The sequence below is a fragment of the Cupriavidus sp. TMH.W2 genome (assembly GCF_050847365.1).
In the GTDB taxonomy this organism is placed as follows: domain Bacteria; phylum Pseudomonadota; class Gammaproteobacteria; order Burkholderiales; family Burkholderiaceae; genus Cupriavidus.
This window is the reverse complement of the sequence record NZ_CP193793.1, coordinates 1,487,449-1,512,760: the sequence shown is the minus strand read 5'-3', so window position 1 is coordinate 1,512,760 and position 25,312 is coordinate 1,487,449. Positions and strand designations below refer to the sequence as shown.

At 67.3% G+C, this 25,312-nt stretch carries 21 protein-coding genes; 16 read left to right on the top strand and 5 right to left on the bottom strand.

Annotation, left to right across the window (positions count from 1 at the left end; all coding sequences use genetic code 11):
• Positions 1 to 57 precede the first annotated feature (57 nt).
• The gene (locus tag ACREYQ_RS24455; RefSeq protein ID WP_432260574.1) at positions 58 to 603 is read left to right on the top strand and encodes a hypothetical protein; all 546 of its coding nucleotides are present in this window, start codon (positions 58 to 60) and stop codon (positions 601 to 603) included.
• Positions 604 to 622: 19 nt separating this feature from the next.
• Here ACREYQ_RS24455 and ACREYQ_RS24450 read toward each other — a convergent pair whose 3' ends face one another.
• Complete coding sequence (locus ACREYQ_RS24450) at positions 623 to 1,543, bottom strand: LysR substrate-binding domain-containing protein (protein ID WP_432262647.1); 921 nt, start codon at positions 1,541 to 1,543, stop codon at positions 623 to 625.
• Positions 1,544 to 1,902: 359 nt separating this feature from the next.
• Here ACREYQ_RS24450 and ACREYQ_RS24445 point away from each other — a divergent pair, with 359 nt between their 5' ends.
• From ACREYQ_RS24445 to ACREYQ_RS24415, 7 genes are all read left to right on the top strand, one after another.
• Positions 1,903 to 3,921, top strand: a complete 2,019-nt coding sequence (locus ACREYQ_RS24445) for an FUSC family protein (protein ID WP_432262646.1) — start codon at positions 1,903 to 1,905, stop codon at positions 3,919 to 3,921.
• 26 nt (positions 3,922 to 3,947) lie between these two features.
• The gene (locus ACREYQ_RS24440; protein WP_432260573.1) at positions 3,948 to 4,166 is read left to right on the top strand and encodes a DUF1656 domain-containing protein; all 219 of its coding nucleotides are present in this window, start codon (positions 3,948 to 3,950) and stop codon (positions 4,164 to 4,166) included.
• On the top strand, positions 4,163 to 5,071 hold the full coding sequence (locus ACREYQ_RS24435; RefSeq protein WP_432260572.1) for an efflux RND transporter periplasmic adaptor subunit: 909 nt from the start codon (positions 4,163 to 4,165) through the stop codon (positions 5,069 to 5,071). Before ACREYQ_RS24440 ends, ACREYQ_RS24435 begins: the two co-directional genes overlap by 4 nt.
• On the top strand, positions 5,068 to 6,531 hold the full coding sequence (locus ACREYQ_RS24430; RefSeq protein WP_432260571.1) for an efflux transporter outer membrane subunit: 1,464 nt from the start codon (positions 5,068 to 5,070) through the stop codon (positions 6,529 to 6,531). Before ACREYQ_RS24435 ends, ACREYQ_RS24430 begins: the two co-directional genes overlap by 4 nt.
• 181 nt (positions 6,532 to 6,712) lie before the next feature.
• The gene (locus ACREYQ_RS24425; RefSeq protein ID WP_432260570.1) at positions 6,713 to 7,069 is read left to right on the top strand and encodes a hypothetical protein; all 357 of its coding nucleotides are present in this window, start codon (positions 6,713 to 6,715) and stop codon (positions 7,067 to 7,069) included.
• Between the two features lie 89 nt (positions 7,070 to 7,158).
• Positions 7,159 to 7,365 carry a hypothetical protein gene (locus ACREYQ_RS24420; RefSeq protein WP_432260569.1) on the top strand — a complete coding sequence of 69 codons (207 nt, stop codon included), beginning with the start codon at positions 7,159 to 7,161 and terminating at the stop codon, positions 7,363 to 7,365.
• Positions 7,366 to 7,475: 110 nt separating this feature from the next.
• Positions 7,476 to 7,811 (top strand): cupin domain-containing protein, encoded by a 336-nt coding sequence (locus ACREYQ_RS24415; protein WP_432260568.1) that lies wholly within the window; start codon positions 7,476 to 7,478, stop codon positions 7,809 to 7,811.
• Between the two features lie 47 nt (positions 7,812 to 7,858).
• Here ACREYQ_RS24415 and ACREYQ_RS24410 read toward each other — a convergent pair whose 3' ends face one another.
• The 3 genes from ACREYQ_RS24410 to ACREYQ_RS24400 form a co-directional block, all read right to left on the bottom strand.
• Complete coding sequence (locus ACREYQ_RS24410) at positions 7,859 to 8,182, bottom strand: thioredoxin family protein (protein ID WP_432260567.1); 324 nt, start codon at positions 8,180 to 8,182, stop codon at positions 7,859 to 7,861.
• A 66-nt stretch (positions 8,183 to 8,248) separates the two neighbouring features.
• Positions 8,249 to 10,498, bottom strand: a complete 2,250-nt coding sequence (locus ACREYQ_RS24405) for an ATP-dependent DNA helicase (protein WP_432262645.1) — start codon at positions 10,496 to 10,498, stop codon at positions 8,249 to 8,251.
• A 222-nt stretch (positions 10,499 to 10,720) separates the two neighbouring features.
• Positions 10,721 to 12,364: a sensor histidine kinase gene (locus tag ACREYQ_RS24400; RefSeq protein ID WP_432260566.1), complete on the bottom strand. Its 1,644-nt coding sequence runs from the start codon at positions 12,362 to 12,364 to the stop codon at positions 10,721 to 10,723.
• 87 nt (positions 12,365 to 12,451) lie between these two features.
• Between ACREYQ_RS24400 and ACREYQ_RS24395 the strand changes: the two genes are divergently transcribed.
• The 8 genes from ACREYQ_RS24395 (at position 12,452) to ACREYQ_RS24360 (ending at position 22,975) form a co-directional block, all read left to right on the top strand.
• A complete protein-coding gene (locus ACREYQ_RS24395) occupies positions 12,452 to 13,057 on the top strand; it encodes a response regulator transcription factor (RefSeq protein WP_432262644.1) in 606 nt (201 codons plus the stop codon).
• Between the two features lie 275 nt (positions 13,058 to 13,332).
• The gene (locus ACREYQ_RS24390) at positions 13,333 to 14,022 is read left to right on the top strand and encodes a DUF746 domain-containing protein (RefSeq protein ID WP_432260565.1); all 690 of its coding nucleotides are present in this window, start codon (positions 13,333 to 13,335) and stop codon (positions 14,020 to 14,022) included.
• A gap of 226 nt (positions 14,023 to 14,248) precedes the next feature.
• Positions 14,249 to 15,679: a TolC family protein gene (locus ACREYQ_RS24385; RefSeq protein WP_432260564.1), complete on the top strand. Its 1,431-nt coding sequence runs from the start codon at positions 14,249 to 14,251 to the stop codon at positions 15,677 to 15,679.
• A 21-nt stretch (positions 15,680 to 15,700) separates the two neighbouring features.
• Positions 15,701 to 16,855, top strand: a complete 1,155-nt coding sequence (locus ACREYQ_RS24380) for an efflux RND transporter periplasmic adaptor subunit (protein WP_432260563.1) — start codon at positions 15,701 to 15,703, stop codon at positions 16,853 to 16,855.
• Between the two features lie 2 nt (positions 16,856 to 16,857).
• Entirely contained in the window at positions 16,858 to 19,953 is a 3,096-nt protein-coding gene (locus tag ACREYQ_RS24375) for an efflux RND transporter permease subunit (protein WP_432260562.1), read from the top strand.
• A 57-nt stretch (positions 19,954 to 20,010) separates the two neighbouring features.
• Entirely contained in the window at positions 20,011 to 20,181 is a 171-nt protein-coding gene (locus tag ACREYQ_RS24370; RefSeq protein ID WP_432260561.1) for a hypothetical protein, read from the top strand.
• Positions 20,182 to 20,474: 293 nt separating this feature from the next.
• Positions 20,475 to 21,764, top strand: a complete 1,290-nt coding sequence (locus ACREYQ_RS24365) for an MASE1 domain-containing protein (protein ID WP_432260560.1) — start codon at positions 20,475 to 20,477, stop codon at positions 21,762 to 21,764.
• Entirely contained in the window at positions 21,761 to 22,975 is a 1,215-nt protein-coding gene (locus ACREYQ_RS24360; protein ID WP_432260559.1) for an alpha/beta fold hydrolase, read from the top strand. Before ACREYQ_RS24365 ends, ACREYQ_RS24360 begins: the two co-directional genes overlap by 4 nt.
• Positions 22,976 to 22,995: 20 nt before the next feature.
• Here the strand turns inward: ACREYQ_RS24360 and ACREYQ_RS24355 are convergent, their stop codons facing one another.
• Entirely contained in the window at positions 22,996 to 25,305 is a 2,310-nt protein-coding gene (locus ACREYQ_RS24355) for a patatin-like phospholipase family protein (protein WP_432260558.1), read from the bottom strand.
• Positions 25,306 to 25,312: the final 7 nt, after the last annotated feature.

Here is a 25,312-nt window from a genome sequence, read left to right as displayed (position 1 = left end):
AGGCGCCAAGGCTAAAGTAGCAGCGCAAACCCCAGGCAATCCTGTTCCCGTTGCGTCATGCCCCCAGCCCCTGCCGTCCCCAAATTCCATCCCTTGCGCAACGCCGCCGTGTGCCTGAGCCTGTCCCTGCTGGCCGGGCCGCTTGCCATTTCCGCCACGCCGGCTGCCCCGCCCGCGCGGTCCCCGCAGTTGTCCGGGCTGGCCACTCTGCTGCTGGGCACGGTGCGCGGCAAGCCCACCGGCATGAACGGCGTGACCCGCCTGACCGCCGGCGATGCCGACCGCCAACTGCGCCTGGCCTGCCAGGAGCTGATGCGCGCGGGCCCGGTCGACCTGGACGACACCACGCGCTTTGACGGCTGCGTGACGCGGCCGGGCAAGATCGTCGAATTCCATCTGAAGGTCTCGGGCGTGGATGCCACGCGCGACGATACCCGCGCGTTCATGGCGTCGGTCAAGCCAATCCTGGAGCGCGGCATCTGCCGCAACCCGGATGTGCCGGTGCTCGGCAAGCTGGGGGTCAGGCTGCGCTATCACTATGTGGCAGAGCAGAAGCAGCTGGTCCTGCTGGATATCCCCCCTGACCAGTGCCTGAAGAAGTGAGGCCGGCCGCCGCGCCAGCTCAGGCTCCCTGCCCGCCTCCCGGCACTCCGTCTCCCAGCACCTCTTCGCAGACCGCCAGCCACGCCCGTGCGGCGTGCGACAGGTAGCGCCCCGGCGACCAGATGTGGGCCATGGTCCAGTCCATGGCCGGCTCCGTGAGCCGCGCCATGGCCAGCGTGTCCTGGCCCTGCAGGCGCTCGGCCAGCGGCTGGGGCAGGAAGGTGGTGCCCAGCCCCGCCGCCGCCATCGACGCCAGGAAATCCCAGTGCCCGCTGCGCGCCACCACGCGCGGCTCGATGCGGGCTTCCAGGAAGGCCTGGCTCAGCTTGCGCGTCAGTGAGAAGTCCTCGGTCAGCATCACCAGCGGCTCCTCGCGCAGCGCCGCCAGCGTCACGGTGCGCCCGCCCGCCCAGGCGGCCTTGCGCGGGCCCACGGCCCAGATCGGGTAGCGGCCGAACTGGCGCGTTTCCAGCGCCAGCCCGCTGTCTCCGGGCAGCACCGTGGCGCCGACCTCCAGTTCGCCGCTGGCCACCAGTTGCTCCACCACCTGGCCGCCGTGCTCGTCCAGCGTCAGCAACAGGTTGGGATAGCGCTGCCGGAAGGTGCTGACCGCCGGCGAGAAGAACAGGTTGACCATCGGCGGGATGCCGACCGTCAACTGCCCCCGCCCCAGCGACGACAGGTCCGATACCTCCAGCGTCAACCGGTGCACCACGCCCAGCGCCTCCTGCCCTCGCTCGTAGACCACGCGGCCCACGTCGGTCAGCCGCACGCTCTTGCCTTCACGGATCAGCAGCGGCTGACCGACCTCGTCCTCGAGCTGCCTGACCATCTTGCTGATGGTCGACTGGGTGACGAACAGCGAGGTCGCGGCCTGGGTAAAGCTGCGCAAGCGCGCAGTCTCGACGAAATAGCGCAGCGCGCGGATATCGATGGGCATGGTGTCGAGGGGTGGCGAGCCGGCCTTCAAGGCGCTTTCGTCACCCATGAACAAAGGGAATGGTCAGGTCAATATTAAATCATGAATGGAATGCGAAGGGTTTGGCTACACTTCGCTTCCACGCATTGCCCCCGACCACTGCGCCGCCTATGAAGCGTGGAGCGGCAGGCGGCGATGTGCGCCCCCAACTCCTCTTCCAGACCCCGCTTCCATGGCGATCGAGCCTTCCCTGATTGGCGACAACATGAAAATATCCACCGTCATTCCCGCGCAGGCGGGAATCCAGCGTCTTTAAAGCCACTGGGTCCCCGCCTGCGCGGGGACGACGGTTAGCAAAGGCTGTCGTGAATTTTGGAAACATCAATAGCTGGCCGAATGCACGACAGTGGCTGTTCTCGCTGAAGGCATTCGCCGCCGCGATGCTGGCCCTCTATATCGCGCTGGCGCTGGGCCTGCCGCGGCCTTACTGGGCCATGGCGACGGTGTACTTTGTGTCCCATCCCCTGACCGGCGCGACCCGGTCCAAGGCCGCGTACCGCGTGGCCGGCACGGTGCTGGGCGCCACCGCCGCGGTGGCCACGGTGCCGCAGCTGGTCAATATGCCGATCGTGCTGATGGGCGCGATCGCGCTGTGGATCACCGTGCTGGTGTACCTGTCGCTGCTGCAGCGCTCGCCGCGCAGCTATATCTGCCTGCTGGCGGCCTACACCCTGCCGATCGTGGCCTTGCCGGCGGTCAGCCAGCCGGCGCAGATCTTTGATATTGCCGTGGCGCGCATCGAAGAGATCGTGATCGGCATCGTCTGCGCCGGGCTGGTGGGCTCGGTGGTGTTTCCGGCCAAGGTCGCGCCGGCATTGCGGGCCCGCGCAGCCACCTGGCTGGCCGACGCGGCGGCCTGGGCCGCCGACATCCTTGCCGCCAGCCCGCGCGCCGACGACAGCCGCCACCGGCTCGCCGCCGACATCCTGGCGCTGGACCAGTTGGTCAGCCAGCTGGCCTATGACACCGAGGGCAGCCACTCGCTGCGCCTCGCCCGCGCGCTGCGCCAGCGCATGACCACGCTGATGCCGCTGCTGTCGTCGCTGGAAAGCGTGCTGCAGGCGCTGCGCAGCCACCCTGACGGCATCCCGCCAAATCTGCGCGAGGCGCTGGCGGCAACGTCCGCTTGGCTAGGTGCTGATGCGGCCACGCCACCTCCCACGACCCCGGGCGGCTGGCTGGCCGATGCCCGCGCCGGCGCGTCCGACTGGCATGCCGGCCTCGCCGCCACGGCGGCGGACCAGTTGCAGCGCCTGTGCACCCTGTACGCCGAATGCCGGGCCCTGCAGCAGGGCATCGGCGACCGCAGCGCCGGCGCGCCGCTGGTACGCGGCCAAGCGCCGACGGAGGCCGCCGGGCATCACCACGACCACGGCATGCTGCTGTTCGGGGCCGTGTCCAGCGGCCTGGCGGTGTTCTGCGCGGGGCTGCTGTGGATTGTCTCGGGCTGGGAGGAAGGCGCCGGCGCGGTCGCGGTGGCATCGATCGCCTGCTGCTTCTTTGCCGCCATCGACGAGCCGCGCCGCATGGCCGGCGCCTTCCTGCGCTGGAGCACGGTCTGCCTGCTGGTGTCGTCGGGCTACCTGTTCCTGGTGGTGCCGCGCGCGCACACCTTTGAAGCGCTGGCCGCGATGCTGGCGCTGCCCTATCTCGGCATCGGCCTGCTGATCGCGCGCCCGGGCTTCCAGTTGATCGCGATGCTGCTGTCGGTCAACACGGCGTCGTTCGCCAACGTGCAGACGGTGTTCGACGTGGATTTCCTCGGCACCTTCAATACCTGCCTGGCCAGCGCGGCGGCGATGCTGTTCGCGCCGCTGTGGTCGATGGCGGTGCGCCCGTTCGGCGCGCGCGCCGCCGCCCGCCGGCTGGTGCGCGCCAGCTGGCGGGATCTGGCGCAGGCGGCCACGCTGCGGGCGGCCGATGGCGATGCCCGCCTGGGCGCGCGCATGCTGGATCGGCTCGGCCAGCTGGTGCCACGCCTGGGCGCAGCCGGCGATCCGCTGTCTTCCGACGGCTTCCATGCGCTGCAGGTCGGCTACTGCGCGCTGGCGTTGCAGAAATCGCTGCCGGCCTTGCCGCCAGCGGCACGCAAGCCAGTGCGCCGCGTGCTGGCCGCGGTGGCCCGGCATTTCCGGGCGCGGCTGCGCGCCGGCCATGCCGGGCCGGCGCCGGTGGGGTTGGCCACGGCAGTGGCCGAGGCCATTGCCAGCGTGGCCGCCACAGCGATCACATCGGCGACACCGGCCGCTGGCCGCGCCGACCATCGCGGCGCGCTCGGCGCGCTGGTGGTGCTGCAAGTCACGCTGCTGCCTGGCACCGCCGTGGCCCCGTCCCGCTGATCTCCCACATTCCGTGCCGTCGCCCCATGCTTAGTGAAATCGACCTCTATGGCGTCTTCGTGCCAGGCGTGCTGGTGCTGATGGTGCTGGCCTTCGCCGCCACCACTGCGATCCGCACGGTGCTGGCGGCGCTGGGCTGCTACCGCCATATCTGGCACCGCTCGCTGTTCAACCTTTCCCTCTATGTGATCGTCCTGGGTGCCGTGGCCGCAGCCTTTGTCGCGGTGCCGGGACTGCCGTCATGACCCTCCGACTCCGCCCCCTGCTTCCCTTGCTGCCGACGCTGCTGGCCGCCATTGCCGCCCTGCTGGTGCTGCGCCACCTGTGGGACTACTACACGGCCGCGCCATGGACCCGCGACGGCCATGTGCGCGCCGACATCGTCCAGGTGGCGCCCGATGTTTCAGGCCTGGTCACGCGCGTGCTGGCACGCGACAACCAGCACGTGCAGCAAGGTGACGTCCTGTTCGAGATCGACCGCGACCGCTACGCGCTGGCCCTGCAGCAGGCGCTGGCCACGCTGGCGACCCAGCGCGCCGTGCTGGCACAGGCGCGGCGCGAGGCCGCGCGCAACCGCAATCTTGACGGACTGGTCGCCACGGAAGTTGCGGAACAGGGGCGCGCCCGCGTGGAACAAGGCGAGGCCGCGCTGGCGCAAGCCGAGGCCGCGGTGCGGCTGGCGCGCCTGAACCTGGAGCGCACCAGCGTGCGCAGCCCGGTGGCGGGCTATCTCAACGACCGGCTGCCGCGCCTGGGCGACTATGTCTCCACCGGCCGCCCGGTGCTGTCGATGGTCGATGCCGGCTCCTTCCACGTCGAAGGCTATTTCGAGGAAACCAAGCTGCACCGGATCCGCATCGGCAGCCCGGTGGACGTGCATATCATGGGCGAGCCCCGGCACCTGCGCGGGCATGTGCAGAGCATCGCCGCCGGCATCGAGGACCGCGACCGCAGCGCGGGCTCGAACCTGCTGCCCAACGTCAACCCGACCTTCAACTGGGTGCGGCTGGCCCAGCGCGTGCCGGTGCGCATCGTGCTGGAAGACGTGCCCGCGGAGGTGCGGCTGGTCTCGGGCCGCACCGCGACGGTGGCCGTACGCGAACCCGGCCGCGACGATGACGCCAGCGGCCGTGCGGAGCCGCGATCATGAGGCGGCACCATCCCTGGCTGGCGTGCGCCGCGGCTTGCCTGTGCGCCTGCACCACGGTGGGCCCGGACTATCGCGTGCCCGATCACGCGGCGGTGCGCGCGCCAGCGGCAACTGGCCCGCTGCAGGGCGCCGCGGCGCACGGCGTCGCCATTGCGCCCGTGCCGGACGACTGGTGGCGGCTCTATGACGACGACCGGCTCAACCGGCTGGTCGAACAGGCGCTGGCCGCCAACACCGACATCCGCGCCGCCAGTGCCAACCTGCGCCGCGCGGTGGCGCTGCTGCACGAGGTGGAGTCCGAGAACCTGCCCCAGGGCGGCGCCGGCGCCAGCGTGTCGCGCGCGCAGCTGTCGGGCGAAAGCTTCCTGCAGACCGCCCAGCCGCCGGTATTCAACCTGGGCGACTTCGGTTTCGGGGTGTCTTACCTGATCGACTTCTTCGGCAAGCTGGCGCGGGCCGACGAAGCCGCGCTGGCCGGCGCCGAAGCCAGCGAGGCCACGCTGGACACGGTGCGCGTGACCGTGGCCGCGCAGACCGTGCGCGCCTACGTGCAGGGTTGCGCCGCCACGCATGACCTGGCCGCCGCCACGCAGCAGCTCGCGGTACAGCAACGCACGCTCGACGCCACCAGCCGCCTGGCCGCCGCCGGCCGCGGCGAGCCCGCCGACGTGGCGCGCGAGCGCGCTCGCACGCAAGCGCTGCGCGCGGCCCTGCCCACGCTGGAAGCCGCGCGCACCGCCGCGCGCTCCCGGCTGGCCCTGCTGTTGGGCAGGCCGCCTGCGGCCCTGTCAGAGGCAGAGGTGGCCTGCCATGCGGAACCGACGCTGCGGGCGCCGCTACCGGTCGGCGACGGCACCGCTCTTCTCAGGCGGCGGCCCGATATCCGCCAGGCGGAACGCGAACTGGCCGCGGCCACGGCGCGCATCGGCGTGGCTACGGCGGACCTGTATCCATCGATCCGTATCGGCGCCAGCGCCGGGCTGACCGGCGTGTTGAGCGACCTTGGCAGCGGCCCGACGGCGCGCTGGAGCGTGGGGCCGCTGCTGAGCTGGTCGCTGCCGACCAATGGCGTACGGCATCGCATCCACGGGCATGAGGCCGCGGCCGACGCCGCGCTGGCGCGCTTTGACGGCGCGGTGCTGCGCGCGCTGCAGGAAACGGCAACGGCGCTGTCCGCCTACACGCGCGAACTGGAACGGCATGAAGCCCTGCACGCGGCGCGCGAGCAGGCCGCCGAAGCCGCGCGGCTGCAGCGCCGCCTGCAGCAGGCGGGGCGCATCCCCTACCTGGCGCACCTGGATGCCGAGCGCACGCTGGCCGACGCAGAGGCCGCGCTGGCCGCGTCTGAAGGCCATGTCGCCGCCCGGCAGGTCGACCTGTTCCTCGCGCTCGGCGGGGGTTGGCAGGCCGGCCGCAAGGTGACTGCCGCCAAGGCATCATCCAATGAAAAAAACGACTGATTTTCTTCCGATTAAATCATCACAGGAATGTATCAGCGTGACTAAACTTCGTTCCGTGCCGCGTGCTTCCCACGCGACGGCACCGCCCAAAAGGCGAACCCGGACGGCGCGGGAGGCAGGTCCGCCATCCCCGCGCGGCCCCTCGCGGGCCATGCCGTCCACCTACTTCAAAACAGCAGACATGCATAAAAACGCTCTCAAAGCCCTACTTGCCACGACCCTCTCGATCGCAGCACTCGGTGCCGCAACGCTGGCCAGCGCCCCTGCCATGGCCCAGGGCCTGAACGTCCGCGGCATCGACGCCGACCGCTACGGCTATAACCTGCACAACGGCAAGCGCGATCCGTTCACCGAAGGCGCGCATGTCAACGGCAAGCGCGACCCCTTCACCGATGGCGCCCGCATCAACGACCGGCGCGACCCGTTCACCGACGGCGCCAACAGCGCTGCCGCCGGCACCGACGTGGCGGGCCTGGACCGCAGCGGCGTGTCGGCACCGCCGGCCCACAGCGCCTCCGGCATTTCGGCTGCAGCCTGATCAACGCCTGCTCGCGCCACGGCTGCCACCGTGGCGCGACGACGGGGCGCCCCACCTCCTCTCTCATTCCTCCTGTAGACACCCCCCTCATGAAAACCATTCTGTTCGCGCTGCTCGGCCTTTGCGCCCTGACCGCGTCTTTCACCGCTGCCGCCGGCCCTGACTGGGCGGTGATCGAGCGTGGCCGCGCCGCTGCCAGGACCGCTGCCGAGCGCACCGCACAAGCCCGCAATGCAACGCCTTGCGCACAAGCGGACGTCGCCGCGCCGGCGACTTCCCCGGTGACTTCACGCTGAGTGCTACTGACACGCGCGCTCCGGTGCTAGATTGAGAAGGCGTGCCGCCGCCAAGCGCCGGCCGCGCCTGACAAGCCACCCCACCCCACCAGAAGAGCGAGGAGCCGCGCATGTCCCTTCCCCATCTAGCATCCGGACAGATCGCCAGCGTGCTGCCACTGGGCGCACGGCTGGATCAGACCGCCACGCAGGCCCTGTTCAAGGAAGGCCCGCTCGAGGTGATGCGGCTGGTGTTGAAAGCCGGCAAGCATGTGCCGCCGCATGCGGTGGATGGCCCGATGACCGTGCAATGCCTTGAGGGCGAGGTGCGCGTGCGCGTGGACGGCGCCGAGCGCCAGCTGCACCAGGGCGACCTGCTCTACCTGGGCCCGAGCGTGCGCTATGACGTCACCGCGATCTCCGATGCGTCGGTGCTGGTAACGATGGTGCTGCCTGGCAGCCGCTGACGGACTGACCCTAAGAGTCTTCGCCTGCGGCGGCGCGTGCCGCCGTATCAGGCAATGCGGCGCATGGCTTCGCGGATTGGGTCTGACTCGGTCGGGCGCACCAGCCGCGCTACTTCGTGCCCGTCGCGCAGGAACACAAGCGTCGGCCACAGCTTGATGTGATACGAGCGGCCAAGCCGGCGCCCGCTGCCGTCCTCGATCTTGAGATGGCGCAGGTCAGGATGCACGGCAAAGGCCTCGGCCAGCGCCGGCTGGGCGCGCTGGCAGTAGCCGCACCACGGCGCGCCGAATTCCAGCACGGTGGCGCCCGCCAGCGTATCCACCTCAGTGCGGGTCGGCTCGGTGGCCGCATAGTGTTGGGTCATCGGCATGGATCTGGTCCTTTCGTGGGGGCTGATGGCATTTGTGTGCCGCAACGGGACCCCATAGTGTAATTTCTACGCCGCCGGCGCGATGTCCCACCATGCCGGCAGCAGTTCGCGCACCTCGGCCGCGGCAAAGCGATCGTCGATCAGGACCACCACGCCCTGATCCTGCTGCGTGCGGATCACCCGGCCCGCCGCCTGCACCACCTTGCGCAGGCCCGGATACAGGTAGGCATAGGCATAGCCCTGCCCGAACGCCTGCTGCATGCGCGCGCGGAACTGCTCGTTGACGGCATTGAACTGGGGCAGCCCCAGCGTGGCAACGAAGGCGCCGATCAGGCGCTCGCCGGGCAGGTCCACCCCTTCGGCAAAGGCACCGCCGAGCACCGCAAAGCCGATACCCTCGCCGCCTTCCGCAAACGCATCCAGGAACGCGGCCTGCGACGCCTCGTCCATGCCGCGCGACTGCGCCCAGTGCGGAATGTCGGGGTGGGACCGGGCAAAGCGGGCCACGGCCTGCTGCAGGTATTCGTGGCTGCTGAAGAACGCCAGGTAGTTGCCGCGCCGCGCGCGGAACTGGCCGGCCATCAGTGCGACGATGGCCGGCAGCGAGTGTTCGCGTTGCGCATAGCGGGTGGAGATGCGCGAGGCAATCCGCACTGACAACTGCTCGGCGCGGAACGGCGATGGCACCTGCACCCGCGGGCAATCCGCCGCCAATCCCAATGTATCGAGGTAATAGGCGGCGGGATCGAGGGTCGCGGAGAACAGCACGACCGAATGCGCGGCGGCAAAGCGCGGGCGCAGGAACGGGGCCGGGATGACATTGCGCAGGCACAGCCGCGCATGGTGGCCACCGCGCTTGCGCGGCGCGCGCTGGATATCGAACAGCGAATGCGCATCGAGCTGCTCGGCGAGGCGGCCGAAATGCAGCGCATCGAAATAGAACCGCTGCAGCGCGGGATCATGCGCGCCGGGATGCTCGGTCATGTGCGCCAGTGCCGCCGCGCAGCATTCGTCCAGCGCGCGGCGCAAGGCGGCGGGCACTTCGGGCAGGACTTCATAAGCGTCGTCACCCTGGCGCGCCAGCGCGCTCCACTGCCGGGCCAGCCGCGTCAATGGCTTGCGCATGATGGCCGGCGCGCCGCGGCGCACCTCGCGCAGCGAGTGGGGGTCGAGTTCCGCGGTGTACATGGCGCGGCCGCGCTCGAGCAGGTTGTGGGCCTCGTCCACCAGCACGCTGGCGCGCCAGCCATTGGCCACGGTCAGCGCATACAGCAACGCGCTGCGGTCGAAGTAATAGTTGTAGTCGGCCACCACCACGTCGCTCCAGCGCACCAGTTCCTGGGCCAGGTAATAAGGGCAGATGCCATGGTCCAGCGCCAGCGCGCGCACCGCGGCACGGTCGCGCAGCGGCAGGCAGCGCGCCGCCTCGCGCGCCGCCGGCAGCCGGTCATAGAAGCCGCGGGCCAGCGGGCACGACTCGCCATGGCAGGCCAGCTCCGGATGCTCGCAGGCCTTGTCGCGGGCCACCAGTTCCAGCACGCGCAAAGGCTGCGCGCCCTGGCCGCGCAGCGCATTGGCGGCGTGCAGCGCCACCGCGCGCCCGGTGGTGCGCGCCGACAGGAAGTACACTTTGTCGATGCCCCGCCCCGGCATGGCCTTGAGCACCGGAAACAGCGTGCCGACCGACTTGCCGATGCCGGTAGGCGCCTGCGCCAGCAAGTGGCGGCCCGCGCGGTTGGCGTTGTAGACCGCCTGCGCCAGTTCGCGCTGGCCCGCGCGGAAACCCTGGTGCGGAAAGGCAAGTCGCGCCAGCGCGGCATCGCGTGCCTGCCGGTGCGCCAGTTCCGCCTGCGCCCAATGCAGGAAGCGCTCGCAGGTCTGCGCGAAGAAGGCTTCGAGCGCCTGCGCCGTGAAGTGCGCCGCGACCGGGTGCTCGTGCTGGCTGATGATGTCGAAGTAGACCACCGCGATCTCCAGCCCGGGCAGCCCCAGTTTGCGGCACAGCAGGCAGCCATAGACCTTGGCCTGGGCCCAGTGCAGGTGGCGGTGGTTGTCGGGCACGGCAGCGTCGCCGCGCACGGTCTTGATTTCTTCCAGCCGGTTGGCGGCGGGATCGTAGCCGTCGGCACGGCCACGCACTTGCAGGGGGCCGAAATCAGCGGCCAGCGCGACCTCGGTCTGGTAGCCCTCGCCGCGCCGGCTGGTCACGACGCCATGCCCGGCCACGCCCTCCTGCGCCGACGGCGTCGGCACGAAGCGCAGGTCCAGGTCGCCGGCCTTGGCGGTGAACTCGCACAGCGCGCGCACGGCCACCACATAGGCCGGCTTGGCCGTGGTGGCGACTGGCTCGGGAATGACGCGAGGGGGCGGAAGGACGGCGGACACTAGACAGGGGGCGCGGCGAAGACTGTATGAATATACAGTATCGAGGCGGCATGCAAGCCGGCTACCGCCTCGCGGGCATAAGGAAAGAGCAAAACGTTGCCACCAGCGGCAAGATCCGGAAACACATGCTGCGCGCCGGCGCCGCGGCCTGACTCAGGGGGCCGTGGCAAGCTGCGGCAGACGAACCACGAAGCACGATCCCTGCCCCGGCCTGGAGGTGACGGAGACTTCTCCTTGATGCAATGACACCGCCAGCTTGACCAGGTACAAGCCCACACCGGCGCCCACCGTGCCCGCCACGTTTTCGCCCCGGACATAGCGCTCGAACAAGTGGTCAAGATCCTTCTCCGGGATACCGATGCCACGGTCAGTGACCGAGATGCAGACCGCATCCGCATTGCCGGACATATGCACGGTGACCGGCGAACGCGCGGGCGAATACTTGATCGCATTGCCCAGCAGATTGCTGAAGACCTGGAACAGCAGCCTGGCGTCCCCATGGAATATCTCCGGCGCGTCGGCGTCGACGATCTCCTCGATCACGGGTGCAGGCCAGCTGTCGCGATGCATCTCGCAGACTTCATGCAGCAACAGCCGCAGCGAGAAATCGGTGCTGTGCAGCAACTTCAGCCTGCTGCCGTCAAGCAGTTGCGAGGAGTCGAGCAAGTGGTCGATCAGGTTGGTCATGCGCAGTACCGCGGCGCGAATCCTTGCGCAGCGTTCGCCAAGAACCGCGGCGGTGGGCGCCTCTTTCATCCGCACCAGCCGCTGCGCGTGTCCGTCGATGACATTGAGCGGCGTACGGAATTCGTGCGATGCCATGGAGACGAAGTTGCGCTGCAGCTCGGCCGTGCGCCTTTCGTTCTCCAGCAGCTCCTGAAGGACTTCCGTTTGCGCCGCCAGGGCAGCCTTGCTGCGTTCGAGCTCGATCGTGTTGTCCCGGAAGCGCACCACGGCGCGCGCAATATCGCCGATCTCGTCCTGCCGCATGGCGCCTGGAATGTCGACACGCGGATCATTGTCGGCGATGCGGTGCATGCGCTCGACCAGGGCTGCGATGGGATTCGACACGGCCTTGAGCAGGTAGCCAACCGCCGCGATCACCAGGCAGCCCGAAACCACAATGGCTGCGGCAATGAGGTGCCACGCGTCCAGGTAGGCCTGGGCCTCGCGCTCGGTTGCCTCGGTGGCGCCGGCAACGTTGTGCTCGGTCAGGACGCCAAGCGTGGCGTTGGCCCGGTCGAAGGCGTGGTGCGAGTCGCCGTGATACAGGGCAATCGCCGCGGCCTTGTCGTTGGCCCGGGCCAGTGTCATTACCTGGGCGGCAAGCGCGCGATACTCGGCCCACTGCCTGGAGAAGCGCTGATAGAGTTCGAGCTCTGCGGGATCGTGCTCGATCTTGCCGTAACGGCCAGCGACGGTTGCGATGATCTCATCCAGTGCGGTAACCTGCCGCTCGGCGGCGCGCTGGTCGGTGCGCGAGACCGCAATCAGCGCGTCGGCTTCGGTGGCCCGGAAGTCCGAAATATAATTGTTGAGGTCGCCCAGAATGCGGTTGCTCTGGAGCCAGCGTCCGCTGATCTGGGCCGACACGCTGTGGAAATGGCTGAGCCGGTTGATGCCGAAGGCGCCAACACCGAACACCAGCAGCAGGAACAGCACGAACACCAGTGACAGGCGAACCCGGATTGGCCGCAGCAGCGGCACCGAGGCGGCCAGCCGAGCCAGCCTTCGCGGCGCGGGTTTTGCCGATTGCGCGGCGGTGGCGCCAAGCACAGAGCGCGTCGAATGGTTCATGAGAATATTCCTGGGGCTTGCCGCGCGTCACCGGTGCAAGACACGGGCTGGCACGGCACGACCATATTTACCGCAAGCGAGGCAATTATGAACCAACTAAGCGGGAGAATTCTCTGCATCGAGGATGACCCCGAAACAGCCGAGCTGATCGCCGAAGAACTGATTGAACGAGGATTCGAGGTCAGCATCGCACACGACGGCGAGCAAGGCTTTGCCGCCATCCTGCGCCAGACGCCCGATCTTGTCCTGTGCGACGTGAGCATGCCCGTGATGACAGGGTTTGAACTGCTCGAGAAGATCAGCGCCCTGGCACCGCGCTTTGCCGACATGCCTTTCGTTTTCCTTACAGCCCTGGCGCAGCGGGACGCCGAACTGAGGGGACGCCGGCTCGGCGCCGACGATTACGTGACCAAGCCCGTCGATTTCGACATCCTGGAGAGCATCATCGAAACGCGCCTGGCCCGGGTCGCGCGAACGCGGCCTGGCCCCCCGGACGTCCACCTGAGCCAGCGCGAAATCGACACCCTGGTGTGGTCGGCGCGCGGCAAGACCTCGGGCGAAATCGCGACCATTCTTGGGCTGTCCAAGCGCACGGTCGACTTCCATATCGACAACGCACGGCAGAAACTCGGCGTGGCGACCCGAATCGAGGCAGTCGTCAAGGCCACCTCGGCCGGCATCATCAAGCCCTGACAGGCCTCGTCGCCGGCGACGTCCCCGGCTGCAGCGAGCGCCGGTTCGCCCGGACAGGATCCAATGTGATGCATGGTGGGCGCGTTCGAAGCGAAGTCTACTGTGATTAATCACAGTACGCAAAATGCACCTCCGCTCATAGAATCACGGCAAATTCATCGTTGACGGGTCCCGTGCACGTCCGGCCGTGCGTTAGACCGGGCCGGCAAGATGGCCGTCGACTTTCAGCGCAGGCGTCGCCTGGTGCCATCCATTCATCACGGAAGCTGTCAGCAATGCAAGCGGAATTTGGCAGGTCGGCAGCGCCGGGGAGCACAAGCCCCGCGCGCTTTGCGGACGTCTGGCCTGCAGCGACGACGCTGATTCATATCTGGCCGTCCAATGCCCCGCATGACGAAGATGCCGGTTTGACCAGCTTCCTGGCGTCGGCATGGCGCAAGCTTCATAGCGCCAGCCGCCGCCCGCCCCGCTGTCCGCGCTGCCGTGGCGGCACAACGGCATGTGACGGCACCGACCACAGGGGCCTGCCTCAGTTCCACTGCCATCGCTGCCAACGGCGCTTCAATCGGCTGACCGGAACCCCAATGGCACGGCTGAGGCCGCAGGAGAGCAAGGTTCTGGCCTTCTTCAGCCTGGCTTCGCAGCCCATCCCGGTTGCCGAAGCGGCCCGGAGACTCGGCATCAATCCGGAGACGGTGGTTCGCTGGTCCATCCAGACGCGGTTGTGGTTATTGGAGCTGGACCCGCAAGGAAGCTGGGAGCAGCGCGTTCACCTTGCTGTCCGTTATGCGGTAATACCTGCGCACCGCCCGGGCAGCGCGCCATTGACCACGCTCGGATGCCGATGCTCTCCCGTCTGCAGTGGTACCGCGCAGGCGGGGGCCACGGACGAAGTGCCGGCCCTCCTGCGAGTCTGCCCGCTTTGCGAGCAGACCGGACATCCGTCGCAGTCGCACGCCGGCTAGGGGATTTCCCTGGCTTGTGAAACTGCGATGCTGAAAGCAGGCGCCCCATGGCGCCTCGGCATCTGTTTCCTTCCCACGACGCCAGCCGGCAGTTGCGCCAGCGCATCTGAAAGCTGCCCGCAATGAACCGGAAAGCGATTTGAAAGAACAAGCTGTCATAAATGCGCCCATCACACGTGAGCGTCTCATGTTTCTAATTCCAGTTCAAAGAAGGGCCGGCGCTGCCGTGCTGTTGCCGCTGTTGCCACTGCTGCTATTGGGGATGCAGGCCGCCCAGGGCGTGGAGCTCAGCGGCGACACCAACCCGCTACCACTGGTGCCTGCGGCAAAGAAGGCATTGCCGGCGGACGCCATCTCCGGCAGCGGCTGGGACCGGCTGCCCGCGCGGCCCGCCGCCGGTGCCAGCGCGCCTGCGGCGTCGCCCACTGCGGTCAGCGACGAAGACAGACTCAAGGGCGTCACCGGCCCCGGTTTTTCGCTTTGGGAGCTGTCCGAGGAACTGCGCGCCAACAATCCGCAGCTGATCCAGGCGCGCGCGCTCTATCAGGCCGCCAAGGCGACTGTGCCGCAGATTGCCGCGCCTAACAATCCGCAGGTGGGCTTCATCTGGGGCAACCTGCCCAAGAACAGCCCGCTGGCGCTGGCGCGTGCCGAAAGCTTCAGCTATACGCTGACGCAATCCTTCCCTTTCCCGGGCAAGAAGGCCCTCGCTGCCGATATTGCGAACACCCAGGCCGAGTCGCTCGATGCGCAGCGCGACGCGTTGTTCCTGCAACTCTACGCACAGCTGAGCACCACATACTTCCAGGCGCTGTCGCAGAAGGCCCAGCTCGACGTGCTGCGCCTCAATCTCAAGCGGCTGGAGCAGGTAAAGCAGGTAGCGCGCATCCGCTATGCCAACAATGCGGCCGGCTACGTCGACTACCTCAACGCCCAGGTGGCGCAAAGCAGCGCGCAGAACGATGTGTTCGGGCTTGAGCGCCAGTACGACAATGCGCTCAAGGCCATCAATGCCCTTATCGGCAAGAACCCGGAGTTCCCGCTCGAACTGCGCCCCGACGCCAGCGCCGTGCGCATGCCGCCCGTGCTCTTGCCGGAACTGGAAGACATGGCCTTGCGCGAGCACCCCAATGTGCGCGCGTCGCGCTTCCAGGTGGAAGCGGCCGAGAAAGGCGTGCGCCTGGCCCGCAAGGCCTACTTGCCCGACTTCCAGATCATCGGGACCTTCAATGGCAGCAACCCGCCGCTTGGCTTCAAGCCGGCCAGCTACGGCATCGAGTTCGACATAATCATCCCGCTGTTCTTCTTCACCAAGGAACGGTATGGCGTGGACGAAGCGGTGGCCAACAAGGTGGCGTCCGACGCCAATGACCAGTCGGTGCGCCAGCAGACCCTGCTGGCGGTGGACACCGCCCACAACAACCTCCACCAGGCCGTCAAGCAGGCCGAGTTCCTGCGCGGGCGCCAGGTTCCGGAAGCGATGGCGGCCTACAAGATGGCGTTCACCAACTACGCCAACAACAACGCGAACTTTGCCGATCTCCTGACCGCCAGCTCGGCCCTGAAGACTGCCGAACTGGCGGTCACGCAGGCGGAAGCCCAGGCACGTCAGGCCTACTACACGCTGGCCGCGGCAGTTGGGCGCGACAAACTATAACGGTTGCAAGACTTTGAGCCTATGAACAAGAAACTGATGGTCGGCGCCGGCTTTGTGGCGGCCTTGGCGGGCGGAATCTGGGGTGGAAAATACTGGGCACAGCAACAGGCTCAGACCGCGGTGGCCGAAGCCCCGGCTACCCGGCCCTATGGCAAGACTGAACCCGCCAGGCCGCGGCCCATACCCACGGTGCTGGCACTGCCGCCGGCAGGTTTCGACCCGAACGTGGTCAAGACCGCCACCTTCAGCGCGCAGACCGTCACGCTCGATACGCCCACGCCCGGCAAGCTCGCCTATAACGTGCAGCAAGCCAAGCTGGCCTCCGCGCGCGTGGCCGGCCGCGTTGAACGCATTCTGGTCTATGAGGGCGCAAAGGTGAGTGCCGGCCAGCCGCTGGCGGAGCTCTACTCGCCGGAATATATCGCGGCGCAGAACGAGTTCCTGCTTTCGCACAATGCCTATCACACGCTCAGCAGCAGCGACCTGAAAGAGCTGCTGGATGACGCCAGGCTGACCATGCAGTCGTCCGAGAACAAGCTGCGCGTGCTGGGCGCGACCGCCGCGGACATTGCCCGCATTCGCGAGCGCGGCACGATTTCCGAGACGCTCACGATCCGGGCGCCGATCGCCGGCACCATCGTCAAGCGCGACATGGACCAGGGCTCATACCTCAACGTCGGCGATTCGCTGATGAGCATCATCGACACGCGCGTGATCTGGTTCACCGGGAATCTGTATGAGACCGACATCAAGGGCGTGCGCCTCGGCCAGACCATCGAGGTCGAGACCCCGGCATACCCGGGGCGCCGCTACACCGGCCGCGTCAGCTTCATCGCGCCCAATGTCGACGCCGACACCCACACCCTGCAGGTGCGCTGCGACGTGCCGAACCCCGACGGCATGCTCAAGCCCGAGATGTATGCCACCGCCCGCATCGTGACCGGCAATGCGCAGGCGCTGGTGGTGCCGCAGTCAGCCATTGTCAAGGACCAGGGCAAGCTGGTGCTGATGACCATGCCCGACGAGAAGCACATCGAGCGCGTGCTGGTGCAAGGCACGCCGCGCAGCGACGGCACCTTCGCCGTCACCGGCGGCGTCCCGTTCGGTGCGCCGCTCAAAGTAGTGACGCAGGGCGGCATGCTGCTCAATGAAATGCTGCTCAAGCAGGAGTCCTGATCATGGTCTTCTCGCCGATCCGCAGCGTCCTGAAACGCCGACTGGTCATCGTGTTCCTTGCCTGCGGCCTGCTGGCCGCGGGTGTGTTGAGCTTCCTGCGGCTGCCGCTGCAAGCCTATCCCGGCGTGGCCCCGGTCACCGTGCAGGCTATTACTCAATGGCCTGGCCGCAGCACGGTCGAGGTCGAACAGCAGATCACCATCCCGGTGGAGAACGCGCTGGCCAGCGTGCCGGATGTGCAGTCGTTCCGCTCAGTATCCTTGTTCGGCCTGTCGGTGGTGACGGTCAAGTTCAAGGAGGGCGTGGACAACTTCAAGGCGCGCCAGAATTTCGTCACCTACCTGTCCCAGGCGAACCTGCCGCAGGGCGTGCAGCCCAGCCTGTCGCCGGACGGCGACGCCACCGGCGAAATCCTGCGCTATCGCATCGAGGCCAACGGCGTGGACGTGACCACGCTCAAGACCTACCAGGACTACAGCGTCTACAAGGAGATCAAGCACGTAGCCGGTGTGGCGGATATCACCGCCTTTGGCGGCATGGTCAAGCAGTACCAGATCGTGCCCACGCCGGAGAAGCTGCAGGCCTACGGCCTGTCGCTCAAGCAAGTGGTGGATGCGGTTTCCAGCGCCAACGCCAACACCGGCGGCGGCCTGATGAAAGCCGGCGAGCAGCAGTTCGTGGTGCGTGGTGTCGGCCTGTTGCAGACGCTTGACGACATCCGCAATGTCACCGTGTCCGCAGTCAATGGCGTGCCGGTGCGTGTGCGCGACATTGCCGAGGTGCGCATCGGCAACAACCCGCGCCTTGGCATGGTGCAGTTCGACCAGCACGATGACATTGTCGAGGGCATTGTGCTGATGAAGCGCGACGAAAACGCCACCGAGGTGCTGGCGCGCGTGCGCGACAAGATCGCGGAAGTCAACCAGCACGTGCTGCCCGCCAATATCCGCGTCAAGACCTTCTACGACCGCCAGAACCTGCTCGACATCACCATGGGCACGGTCGAGCATGCGCTGTTCGTGGGCATTTCGCTGGTGCTGGTCGTGCTGTTCATCTTCCTCGGCAGCTTCCGCGCGGCGGCCGTGGTGGCGGCGGTGATTCCGCTGGCGCTGTGTGTGTCCTTCATCAACATGGACCACTTCAAGGTGCCGGCCAACCTGATCTCGCTCGGGGCAATCGACTTCGGGCTGATCGTGGACGCCGCGGTGATCGTGATGGAAAACATCATGCGCCACCTCGAGGAAGGGAACACGAACGTGGAGGACGCCATCGTCAAGGCCACCAGCGAAGTGCAGCGGGCCATGATCTTCTCCACCGGCATCATCATCGTGGCGTACTCGCCGCTGTTCTTCATGGGCGGCGTCGAAGGCATCATCTTCAAGCCGATGGCGTTCACCATGGGCTTTGCACTGCTGGCTTCGATCGTGCTGGCGCTCACCTTCGTGCCGGGGGTCACGTCATTCGTCTTCAGCGGCGCGCTGCGGCCGCACTCGCCGAAGTTCATCGAGGTGATCCTGCGCGGCTACAAGCCCCTGCTGCGCAAGCTGCTGCAGAAGCCGGGCCTGGTGTTCCTGACGGCCTTCCTCGGCCTGGCCGCCACGCTGTACAGCTCGCGCTATCTTGGTACCGAGTTCCTGCCCACGCTGGAAGAGAACAACCTGTGGCTGCGGATCACGCTGCCCAACACGGTCGACCTCGACTATTCGGCTTCGATCGCGCGCGACCTGCGCGGGTACTTCCGCGAGCAGCCTGAAGTGAAGACCGTCTCGGTGCAGATCGGCCGCCCGGACGACGGCACCGATTCGACCGGCGTCTTCAACCAGGAATACGCCTTGTACTTCAAGCCACCGGCGGAGTGGCCGAAGGGCGCCACCAAGCAGCAGGTGGTGGAGCGGCTGTCCGGGCACCTGGATCGCATCCCCGGCATCGAGTACAACTTCTCCCAGTACATCCAGGACAACGTCAACGAGGCGCTGTCCGGGGTCAAGGGTGAGAACTCGGTCAAGATCTACGGCGCCGACCTGCAGACGCTGCAGGACAAGGCCAAGGAAGTCGAATCGATCCTGAAGAAGGTGCCGGGACTGGCTGATGTCGGCATCTTCAAGGAACTGGGCCAGCCCACGCTCAATATCACCGTGGACCGGGAAAAGAGCGCGCGCTTCGGCATGAACGTCAACGACATCCAGTCGGCGGTGCAGTTTGCCATTGGCGGCGACGCGGTCACGCAGATCCTGGAGGGCGAGAAGACCTTCGGCTTGTCGGTGCGCCTGAACGATGCCGCCCGCAACAATCCCGACGTGATCAGCCGCCTTCTGGTCGACACCCCGGACGGCCAGCGCATTCCGCTGTCGATGGTGGCAAAGGTCGAAGCCACCGACGGGCCGTTCTTTGTCTACCGGGAATCCGGCAAGCGCTACATTGCGATCAAATTCGGCGTGCGCGGGCGCGACCTGGGCAGCGCCGTGGCAGAAGCTCAGGGCAAGGTTGACAAAGCGGTCTCTCTGCCCGCCGGGTACACCATGTTCTGGGACGGCCAGTTCAACCAGATGAAGATCGCACAGAAGAAGCTCGCGGTGATCGTACCGCTGACCATCCTCGTCATCTTCCTGCTGCTGTACAGCACCTTCGGCAACTTCAAGGACGCGCTGATGGTGGTGCTGAACGTGCCGTTCGCAGCCATTGGCGGCCTGCTGTCGCTGCATATCGCGGGCGAGACGCTGAGCATCTCCGCGGGTATCGGCTTCCTTTCGTTGTTCGGCATCGCGATCCAGGACGGCGTGATCCTGATCTCCTACATCAACCGCCTGGCGCGCGAAGACCACCTGCACGAAGCCGTGGTCGAGGGTGCCGCCCTGCGCTTGCGCCCGGTCGTGATGACGGCAATGCTGGCCGGCCTGGGCTTGTTGCCCGCGGCCCTGTCGCACGGTATCGGCTCCGAGGCCCAACGGCCGCTGGCGCTGGTGATCGTGGGCGGCATGGTGACAACCACCTTGCTGACGCTGCTGGTGCTGCCGGTGGTGTTCGCCTGGGTCAACCGTCATCGGGCCCGCCCGGGAGGCCCGGATTCGGTCTCCCTGACCCCGGCCGAAGGTGTCTGATCTTTAAACGTTGAGCGGGCCGGCGCAGGTTGTGCCGGCCGTTTTGAGGAGCCTGCCATGATCAAAAAGCATGTAATCCGGATCTCGCTGACGGCGGCGCTGTGCCTGGCCGTGTCCGGAGTCTTCGCCGCGCCGGCGAAAACCGGCCAGAAACAAGGGCGGCAGGCTGATAAGGCTGCCAGCCAGGCAAATCGCAACTCCGTGCTGCCCGCGAACACCCGCCGCTAGCGAATCGGGCTGCCTGTCGCCCCCCCGGCACCGGCGTGCCCGAGCCGGTGTCCGTCCATTGGCGTGCGCTGCCTGCCACCCTGCGCATCGACGCCAGCCGGCCATTCTGGCAAAGTACGATCCTTTTGCAACCTGGACCGCCGTCTGCCGCGCCCTGCCCTGGCCGTGGCACGCTGCGCCACGCCCGGGCTGCCGTGCAATGACGCAAGAATCACACGGACAGCTGATCCAGGAAGAAAACGTCACACCTGGCGCCGGGATCCGGCGCAGGCTGGCAGCCAAGGAGCACCATCGTGAAACCAAGCCATCGCGCCGCCGCGTTGCTGCTATGGGCGGCGTTGTATTTCTGTTCGGGCTATGTCTCCCATCAGATCAACGGGCCGTTCGCCGCCACCGGCTATATCTGGCTGCCCGCCGGCGTGACGGTGGCCGCCTTCATGCTTGCGCGCGCGTCGCGCTGGCTGCCGCTGGGGCTTGCCTTTTTTGCCGCGCAAATGCTGCTGGGCTGGGTAGAAGGCCGCGAGGCCTGGCGCATGCTGCTGTTCTCCCTTGACGAGATCGGATTCGCGGCGGTAGCCGTGGCAGTCGTGCGCCTGACCGGATTTTCCACCGAGGGGCTGGCCTTTGTGCGCGGGCTGCTGACGGCCGGCCTGATCTGCAGCACCGCCAGCGCCGCCTTCGGGGCCGGTTGGTTCAACCTGGTGCTGGACGTTCCCTTCTGGGCGACCGCCCGCATCTGGGCCGCCGCGGACCTGGTCGGCATCCTGATCGTGACGCCGGTTCTGGCAGGCTGGTCGCACTTTCACGCGATGCGCTCGGGAGGCATGAGCCGTGGCGACTTCCTGTTCGGCCTGGCCGCCTTCGCCGCGCTGGTGCTGACCACCATCGTCATCTTCGACGGCTCGGGCTTGCCCGTGCTGCCGCACGGGATCGTATTCGCGCTGACCTATATCCCGCTTTTCTTCACCGCTGTGGTCACCCTGCTGTGGGGCGGCCGCGCCGGGTCGGTGACGGTGGCCATCCTCGCCGGCTTTGTCCTGCTCAACACCAGCCAGGGCGACGGGCCATTTGTCGAGAGCGCCGCGCATCACGGGCGCTCGCTGCTTGAGGCCCAGATCTACCTGGCCGTCGCCGCCCTGCTCACCCTGCTGATCAACACGCTGAAGACCAGCCGCGAACAGTTGCACGAACAGGCCGCCAGCCGGCAGAACGACATGGAGCTGGCGCTGGCCGCCAGCGCGCAGTTGATTTACCGCCTGGACCCGCATAGCGGCAAGCTCCGCTGGAGCGGCAACCTGCAGCGCGCCCTTGGCGTGGCACAAGCCGCGTTCGCCGATCTGGACCAGGTGCTCGCCAGCGTGCATCCGGACGATCGCGCCCGGGTCAGAAGCCGCTGGCTGCGCGAAAGCGATGGCGAAGCGCGCGGCGACCTCCGCTTCCGCCTGCAGTTGCCACCCGGGAGGACGACCACGGTTGTCGACATGAGCGGCCCGCTGCTGGATGCCGACGAATCGGTCGCGGTCATCGCCGGCGCCTGGCGCCTGCAGGAAGCCGCGCAAGCTGAGGGGCGGAACGCGGCATGAAAGCCCCGAAGGGCGCCGGCACCGGCGCCTTGCTGATCCACGGTCTGGGCGGCACCCAGTATGACCTGGGACCCATGCACAAGGCATTGCGCCGCGTGGGCGTGGAAACCCATGCCGTCACGCTGCCCGGCCACGGCGGCCAGCCGGAAGATCTGCTCCCGGTCCTTGCCGAGGACTGGCTGGACTCGGTCACCCGCGCCTATGACGAGCTGGTCGATAAATATGAAACCTTCCATGTCATGGGAATGTGCATGGGCGCGCTGCTGGCCCTGGCGCTCTGCGAGCGCAGGCAGCATCGCAAAGGCCAGTTGGTGGCATTGTCCGCGCCGGTATTCATCGACGGCTGGTCGACCCCCTGGTACCGCTTTCTGCGCTATCCCGTTTATCACATTCCCGGCATGGCCGCCCGCATCAGGGTGGACGAGGACGAACCCTTTGGCATCAAGAACGACCTGGTGCGGGCGGTGGTCAAGGCCAAGTTCGAGCGCGGCGACAACTTCCACTATCGCTGGGTCCCGCTGGCCTGCGTGAGGCAGGTCGACCGGCTGCGCCGCTGGGTACTGGGCGGGGCCCACCGGATCGCCTGCCCCACCCTGGTCGTGCATGCGCGCGAAGACGAGCTGACCAGCCTGCGCTCAGCCGACTTCCTCGAGGCCGCGGTACCGGACGTGCGCAAGGTCGTGCTGGAAGACAGCTATCACATGATCTGTGTCGACAACGACCGTGAGCAGGTCGTCAGCAGCGTGCTGGACTTCTTCGGTTTCGATCCGGCGCGCGCGCGCCGACAATCCCGCCGCATGGTCGAAGTGCCGATGGAAGCGGAGGCGATCGGCACGCTGGTCGGCGAGTATATTGCGGCACTGACCACGCAGCACTTCGAGGCGGTCTTCCCGCTGCTGTCGCCCACGGTGCAATGGCGCCACCTGGCCGCCCATCCGCTGGCAGGCACCTACGACGACCGGGATGCGGTGATCGCAATGTTCGCGCGGCTGGGCGAGCTCGCCGCCGGCCAGCCAGTGCACATCACCGCAACCAGCGCCCCCCGTATCGAAGGCCAGACCGCGGAGTTCGGACTCGCCGTCTCCTTCGTGGCGGACGGGGTGCCCGTCGCGTGGCGAGGCACCCAGTTCCTCCAATGCAGCAACGGCAGGATCACCGCTGTCGAATACCGGCCCGCGGCCGGGGTCAGCGCCGACACAGCCACTACCTGAAGGCATCGTGAGGCCCGGAGTCAGAACACCCGGCCCAACTGCAGATAGAGATTCCACACGCCCTGCGGCGCAGCGGCAAAGCCGAAGTAGAGTGGCCCGATCACGCTGTTGCCCCCGATAAACAGGCTGGCGCTGGACTTGTACGGCCCGCTGCCAAAGTTCTTGCGGCGCAGCCAGACGTCGCCGGCCTCCAGGCTGACGCCCACCACGGTGGTGCGCAAGCCGGGCAAGATGAACTCGCGCAGGTCATTCAGGTAGGTCATGCGGCCGTACAGCAGGTAGTTGCCGGAAAACTGATCGGGCGAGTAGGCCGACAAGTGCTGGAAGCCGCCAAGGGTGAAGCCCAGGCCACCGGTCAAGGTATTGTCGCTGCGGTGGTCGCCGTAGGTGGCCGCCCCCTCGGCCGCCAGGTTGAAGGTATGGCGGCCGTAGCTGGTCGCCCACAGCGCCTTGCCCCTGACGTCGTTGTAGCGGTTGTCGGTGCCCCCCAGGGCCAGCTGGTTGATCGCGAACAGGTAGTAGCCCTTGCGCGGAAACAGGGAATCGTCGAGCTGGTCGATGGTCAGCTGCGCCCGTACCGTAGGCTGGCGCACATAGCCGGACGGGAACAGGCGTCCACGCGCGGGCGTCAGGCTGTACGCCGCGGAGTAGCGGACCTGCTGGTAGTTCATGCCCGCGCGGAACTCGCCGAGCCTGCCGATCGGCACACCCAGGTCCATCCCGGCCATGGCCGTATCGACCCGCATCGCCGTCAGCGGCACAGTATTGTCAGCGGACGCGCTGTCCGCAAACAGGTCGACGCGCTTGCGCTTGTATTCCGCGTAAGGCGCGATATAGAACCCTTGCCGGTCAAACACGGGTTGACGCAGCTCGGTATGCCACTTTGCCTGGTTGCTGCCCAGCACGATGTCATTGCGCCACTCCAGCCCGCTTTGCGTGATCCACGGGTAGCGGTGGCCAAGCTGCAGATTGAAGCCGCCCTGGCCGTTGAACGTCGTGGAAACGCCGAATCCGGCCAGCAGGAAATGCGGCCCCCACGATTTCTCCTGGGCCTCCACCTTGAGCACATTGCGGCCATCTTCATTGACGAGTTCCTGGGTCACGCTCTCGAAATCGCCGGTGGTGGACAGCTGCGCCAGGTTCCGGTTGAGCGCGCCGGCATCGTACGCATCGCCCTCGTGCAGCCCCAGGTACTGGCGCACGTATGAAGGCGGCACGCGCCCATGGGTGTGGATCTCGATCGCGTCGATGGGCGTGTGCGCGGCCAGCACCGGGCCCGGCTTGCGCGCGGCAAGATAGTCCTGCCATGCCGCGGCTGGCAGCGACAGCGCGGCCAGCCGGGAGGCGGCGTCATGCGCCGCGGCCCAGCCGCCCTGCACGCCGTCGCCGGCGCGCGAGAAGTCCGTGAACGAGAGCTGCCCCAGCTGTGGCTCGAGCAGGATGTCACGGGGTCCGAGCAATGCCTTTTGCGCTGCCACATTCTGGTTGGTCAGGATCGTGATCATCTGCTGCGTCACCGCCGCCGGCGATGCCAGGCTGGCCGGGTCGTCCAGCGGCGAGGCAATATTGACGGCAATGATGATGTCAGCGCCCATGTCGCGCGCAAGCTCCACCGGCAAATTACTGACCAGGCCGCCGTCAACGAGCGTGCGCCCGCCAACCTTGACCGGCGCGAACAGGCCGGGCACCGCCACGCTGGCGCGAATCGCCAGCGGCAGCGATCCGCGCGCGAGCACCACCGGCTCGCCGTTGCCAAGGTCAGTCGCCACCGCGCGGAACGGGATGGGCAGCTGGTCGAACGCTATGTTCGCCGGGAACTGCCCCGTCCAGTTCTGCAGCAGTGCCAGCAGGCGGTTGCCCTGCACCAGCCCGCTTGGCAGCTTGAGCTTGCCGTCGCCATAGCCGGCGGAGATGCCGATGGGATACTGGATATCGTCTTCGCGCAGCGCCTGCGGCAATTGCGCGCGCTCGTTGCGGTCGAACACGATATCGCTGAGGTTCGTATGCAGCAGCCGGGCCTCCAGCTCGGCGGCCGACATGCCGCTGGCGTACAGTCCGCCAACCACGGCCCCCATGCTGGTGGAGGCGATGCAGTCAACCGGGATATGCATTTCCTCGAGCGCCTTCAGCACACCGATATGCGCGTAGCCGCGCGCACCGCCGCCAGACAGGACCAGGCCGATGCGCGGACGCTTCGGTCCGGCCGTCGGGGCTCCGGGGTCCGGCTGCGCTGCGCCGGCAGGCAGGACAAACGATAGGGCCAGCGCAAGCAGCAAGGCATGCGGCAGCCAACGCCGGGGCGTGGCCCGGCACCAGGTGAAACAGTACATGAAGTAA

Bases quoted from the DNA above. Each gene is read 5' to 3' on its own strand.
- ACREYQ_RS24455 (WP_432260574.1), top strand. From the start codon at position 58: ATGCCCCCAGCCCCTGCCGTCCCCAAATTCCATCCCTTGCGCAACGCC.
- ACREYQ_RS24450 (WP_432262647.1), bottom strand. From the start codon at position 1,543: ATGCCCATCGATATCCGCGCGCTGCGCTATTTCGTCGAGACTGCGCGC.
- ACREYQ_RS24440 (WP_432260573.1), top strand. From the start codon at position 3,948: ATGCTTAGTGAAATCGACCTCTATGGCGTCTTCGTGCCAGGCGTGCTG.
- ACREYQ_RS24435 (WP_432260572.1), top strand. From the start codon at position 4,163: ATGACCCTCCGACTCCGCCCCCTGCTTCCCTTGCTGCCGACGCTGCTG.
- ACREYQ_RS24430 (WP_432260571.1), top strand. From the start codon at position 5,068: ATGAGGCGGCACCATCCCTGGCTGGCGTGCGCCGCGGCTTGCCTGTGC.
- ACREYQ_RS24425 (WP_432260570.1), top strand. From the start codon at position 6,713: ATGCATAAAAACGCTCTCAAAGCCCTACTTGCCACGACCCTCTCGATC.
- ACREYQ_RS24420 (WP_432260569.1), top strand. From the start codon at position 7,159: ATGAAAACCATTCTGTTCGCGCTGCTCGGCCTTTGCGCCCTGACCGCG.
- ACREYQ_RS24415 (WP_432260568.1), top strand. From the start codon at position 7,476: ATGTCCCTTCCCCATCTAGCATCCGGACAGATCGCCAGCGTGCTGCCA.
- ACREYQ_RS24410 (WP_432260567.1), bottom strand. From the start codon at position 8,182: ATGCCGATGACCCAACACTATGCGGCCACCGAGCCGACCCGCACTGAG.
- ACREYQ_RS24400 (WP_432260566.1), bottom strand. From the start codon at position 12,364: ATGAACCATTCGACGCGCTCTGTGCTTGGCGCCACCGCCGCGCAATCG.
- ACREYQ_RS24395 (WP_432262644.1), top strand. From the start codon at position 12,452: ATGAACCAACTAAGCGGGAGAATTCTCTGCATCGAGGATGACCCCGAA.
- ACREYQ_RS24390 (WP_432260565.1), top strand. From the start codon at position 13,333: ATGCAAGCGGAATTTGGCAGGTCGGCAGCGCCGGGGAGCACAAGCCCC.
- ACREYQ_RS24380 (WP_432260563.1), top strand. From the start codon at position 15,701: ATGAACAAGAAACTGATGGTCGGCGCCGGCTTTGTGGCGGCCTTGGCG.
- ACREYQ_RS24375 (WP_432260562.1), top strand. From the start codon at position 16,858: ATGGTCTTCTCGCCGATCCGCAGCGTCCTGAAACGCCGACTGGTCATC.
- ACREYQ_RS24370 (WP_432260561.1), top strand. From the start codon at position 20,011: ATGATCAAAAAGCATGTAATCCGGATCTCGCTGACGGCGGCGCTGTGC.
- ACREYQ_RS24360 (WP_432260559.1), top strand. From the start codon at position 21,761: ATGAAAGCCCCGAAGGGCGCCGGCACCGGCGCCTTGCTGATCCACGGT.
- ACREYQ_RS24355 (WP_432260558.1), bottom strand. From the start codon at position 25,305: ATGTACTGTTTCACCTGGTGCCGGGCCACGCCCCGGCGTTGGCTGCCG.